This is a genomic window from Microbacterium sp., from assembly GCF_047972865.1.
In the GTDB taxonomy this organism is placed as follows: Bacteria; Actinomycetota; Actinomycetes; order Actinomycetales; family Microbacteriaceae; genus Microbacterium.
The window spans coordinates 1-3,422 of the sequence record NZ_JBKEAY010000257.1 but is presented as its reverse complement, the minus strand read 5'-3'; the positions used below and the strand labels follow the sequence as shown (position 1 = coordinate 3,422).

Here is a 3,422-nt window from a genome sequence, read left to right as displayed (position 1 = left end):
CACTTGCGCTGTGGCAGGCGGACCTCGAGCGGGGCTTGGGGGAACTCAACTTTCCGCCAGACTATCCCAAAATGCCGGGCGAACCACCGCGGGTGCCGCCGTCGAAGCGACGTCCGGATCGGGCCGACGAGGAGGATCTCGCTCCCAAGGCCGAGCGGGACGCCGAATGGGGGATGCCCATCACGCCGCCGTACGGGCCGATGCTGGCCAAGGCGGTCAAGACCTTCCCGAGCGCCGACGTCCTCTTCGAACCCAAGTGGGACGGATTCCGGGCCATCATCTGGCGCAGCGGCGACACCGTCGAGATCGGGAGCCGAAACTCACGGCCGATGACGCGCTACTTCCCCGAACTGGTGGAGGCTGTGAAGCAGTCCTTCCCCGACCCGGCGTGCATCGACGGCGAGATCATCTGCGTCGATCCGGAAACCGGGGACCGGCTGAATTTCGACCTGCTCCAGCAGCGCATCCACCCGGCAGCTTCCCGGATCGCCAAGCTCTCGGCCTCGATCCCCGCGCGTTTCGTGGCCTTCGACATGCTCGCGCTGGGGGCGACCAACTACGTCGAGCGACCCTTCCGCGAACGACGCGCAGCATTGGTGGAGGCACTGGTCGACGCGGTACCGCCCATTCACCTGACCCGTGCCACTGCCGATCGTGAGGAGGCGCAGCGCTGGTTCACCCAGTTCGAAGGTGCCGGCCTCGACGGCGTGATCGCCAAACCCCTGGATCAGCCCTACGCCGAGGACAAGCGCGTCATGTGGAAGATCAAGCACGAGCGGACCGCCGACTGCGTCGTCGCTGGCTACCGGACCTACCGCAACGAGACTGACGCAATCGGCTCACTCCTGCTCGGGCTCTTCACCGACGACGGCACGCTGAACAGCGTCGGTGTCATCGGGGCGTTTCCGATGGGGCGTCGCCGCGAGCTGTTTGCCGAGTTGCAGCCCTTGGTCACCGACTTCACCGATCACCCGTGGGCGTGGGCGGCCCCCGACGAGCAGTTGCCTGACAACCGTGACCAGTCCTTCCCTCGCACGCCGACGGCTGCGGCGCACTCACGCTGGAACGCGAAGAAGGACCTATCCTTCACCCCCTTGCAGCCCGACCTCGTCGTCGAGGTGCGCTACGACCACATGGAGGGCATCCGATTCCGCCATACAGCCCAGTTCGTACGATGGCGGCCAGACCGGACGCCCGAATCATGCACGTATGCCCAACTGGAGGAGCCCGTCAGCTACGACCTCGCGGAGGTTCTCGGCGGCTGATCGGCAGCGGTTCGGGAGTCGATAGGCTGGACCCATGACGTACAAGCTGATCCTGCTCCGCCACGGCGAGAGCGAGTGGAACGCGTTGAACCTGTTCACCGGCTGGCTCGATGTGGACATCAACGACAAGGGCGTTGCTGAAGCGAAGCGTGGAGCCGAGCTGCTGAAAGCCGAGGACCTGCTGCCTGACGTGCTGCACACGTCGCTGCTCCGCCGAGCCATTCACACGGCCTACCTTGCGCTCGACGGCTGCGACCGTCACTGGATCCCAGTGCGGCGCAACTGGCGCCTCAATGAGCGTCACTATGGGGACCTGCAGGGTAAGAACAAGGCGGAGACGCTGGAGAAGTACGGACCCGAGAAGTTCATGGAGTGGCGCCGCAGCTACGATGTGCCGCCGCCCGAGATCGGCGACGACAACGAGTACAACCAGTACGACGATCCCCGCTACGCCGACATCGACCCCGCCGAACGACCGAAGACGGAGTGTCTCGCCGACGTCGTGGCCCGGATGTTGCCCTACTGGGAGTCCGACATCAAGCCGGATCTGATCGCTGGGAAGACGGTTCTGGTCACTGCGCACGGCAACTCGCTGCGCGCACTCGTCAAGCACCTTGACGGCATCAGCAACGACGACATCGCCGGCCTGAATATCCCCACTGGCATCCCGCTCTACTACGAGCTCGACGAGAACTTCGCCCCGGTGACGCCGGGCGGTCGCTACCTCGACCCCGAGGCAGCTGCCGCGTCCATCGAGGCTGTCAAGAACCAGGGTAAGAAATAACACACGGGGGCTTTGCCCCTGTGGACCCCGCCTAGCACAGATAACACTCACGGGGGCTAGAGCCCCCGTGAGTGCGCGCGACGTGGCGTCTCGAAGCCTCGGTTGATGGCAGGGCGCCTGGTTTTGACTCGGCATGTCGTGCCCAGCTCACGCGGGCGGGTTACTGGGGTGTTTGTGCCCCGTGTGTATCAGGCGATCGTCCAGTTCTCGCCCTCGGGCTGCATGCCCGTCACGATGTAGATCACCCGGCTGCCCATGAGCACGGCGTGGTCGGCGATGCGCTCGTAGTAGCGGCCCAACAGGGCGCAGTCCACGGCCGACTGGATTCCGTACGTCCACTGATCGTCCTGCAAGGATTTGAACTGGCTCGCCCGTAGGTCGTCCATCTCCTCGTCGTCGTCAGCCATCTTTTCGGCGTCGAGGATGTTGCGTTCCGCCAGGGTACGGCCAGCAATGCCGACCATCTCCTCGGCCAGGGTGGCCATGCGCTGGAAGTTCGACTGCAACGGTTCTGGGACCGCCTGGTTCGGGTAGCGCATCCGCGCGATCTTGGCGATGTGCTTGGCGAGGTCGCCCATGCGGGCGAGGTCGGCGACCATCCGCAGCGCGGCCACCACCGTGCGGAGCTCGCCGGCCACCGGTGACTGTCGCGCCAGCAGATCGAAGCAGCGCGTCTCGACATGGTCGTGCATCGTGTCGAGCACATCGTCGTCGGTGATGACCTTCTCGGCCGCGTCAAGGTCGGCTTCAAGCAGTGCGGCGGTCGCTCCGTCGACCGCACGTTGCACCCGGTCGGTCATCGCACCTAGGTCGTCGACGACGCCGGTCAGTGCTTCGTGGTAACTCGCTCGCATGAGTGGTGTACTCCCTTCCGGCAGGTCAGAACGACCCGGTTCGTTCGTCAGCCTAGGGGCGTCACGAAACGCTGACCCACGCTCAGATGAACATACCGTGAACGGCTCCTGACGACCGTGCGCGCACGCCGATGCCCGCTGCATCCGCCCCTATGATCGTCGGTGTGGATCCGCTCGTTGCCGCTGTGGGGGCAGCAGTCATTGCCGTAGTCGCAACGCTGCTCGCATGTAGCATCGGTGCGACGAGGCAACGCCGAGGCGAGCAGGTGGAGGCAGTCGTGCCCGACCCGGTCGGCGATCTGCGGGCCATCGCCGGCGCGCTGCCCTCGGCTTCAGCGGTCATCGGGCCGCACGATGAGATCCTGGCCTATAACTCGACAGCCCTGGCGGAGGGGGTGGTCAGGGGAGACCGAATCGGTTGGCCGCAGGTGCTGGATACCGTCCGGCGGGCACGTCGCGACGGTGAGCCCGTCACTACCGACGTGGAGCAGACTCGCTCGGGTCGCGCCGCGCGCGTCG

The 3,422-nt window shown here is 65.6% G+C and carries 3 protein-coding genes and 1 pseudogene; 3 read left to right on the top strand and 1 reads right to left on the bottom strand.

Annotated elements, in window-relative coordinates; translation table 11 throughout:
* The first annotated feature begins 71 nt into the window (after positions 1–71).
* Both ACK5KK_RS15625 and ACK5KK_RS15620 read left to right on the top strand, forming a co-directional pair.
* Positions 72–1,265: an ATP-dependent DNA ligase gene (locus ACK5KK_RS15625; RefSeq protein ID WP_416891006.1), complete on the top strand. Its 1,194-nt coding sequence runs from the start codon at positions 72–74 to the stop codon at positions 1,263–1,265.
* A gap of 34 nt (positions 1,266–1,299) precedes the next feature.
* Positions 1,300–2,049 (top strand): phosphoglyceromutase, encoded by a 750-nt coding sequence (locus ACK5KK_RS15620; RefSeq protein ID WP_416891005.1) that lies wholly within the window; start codon positions 1,300–1,302, stop codon positions 2,047–2,049.
* Between the two features lie 188 nt (positions 2,050–2,237).
* Here ACK5KK_RS15620 and phoU read toward each other — a convergent pair whose 3' ends face one another.
* Complete coding sequence (gene phoU, locus ACK5KK_RS15615) at positions 2,238–2,903, bottom strand: phosphate signaling complex protein PhoU (RefSeq protein WP_416891004.1); 666 nt, start codon at positions 2,901–2,903, stop codon at positions 2,238–2,240.
* Positions 2,904–3,181: 278 nt separating this feature from the next.
* Between phoU and ACK5KK_RS15610 the strand changes: the two are divergent.
* A pseudogene (locus ACK5KK_RS15610) lies at positions 3,182–3,422 on the top strand (hypothetical protein); the annotation flags it as partial.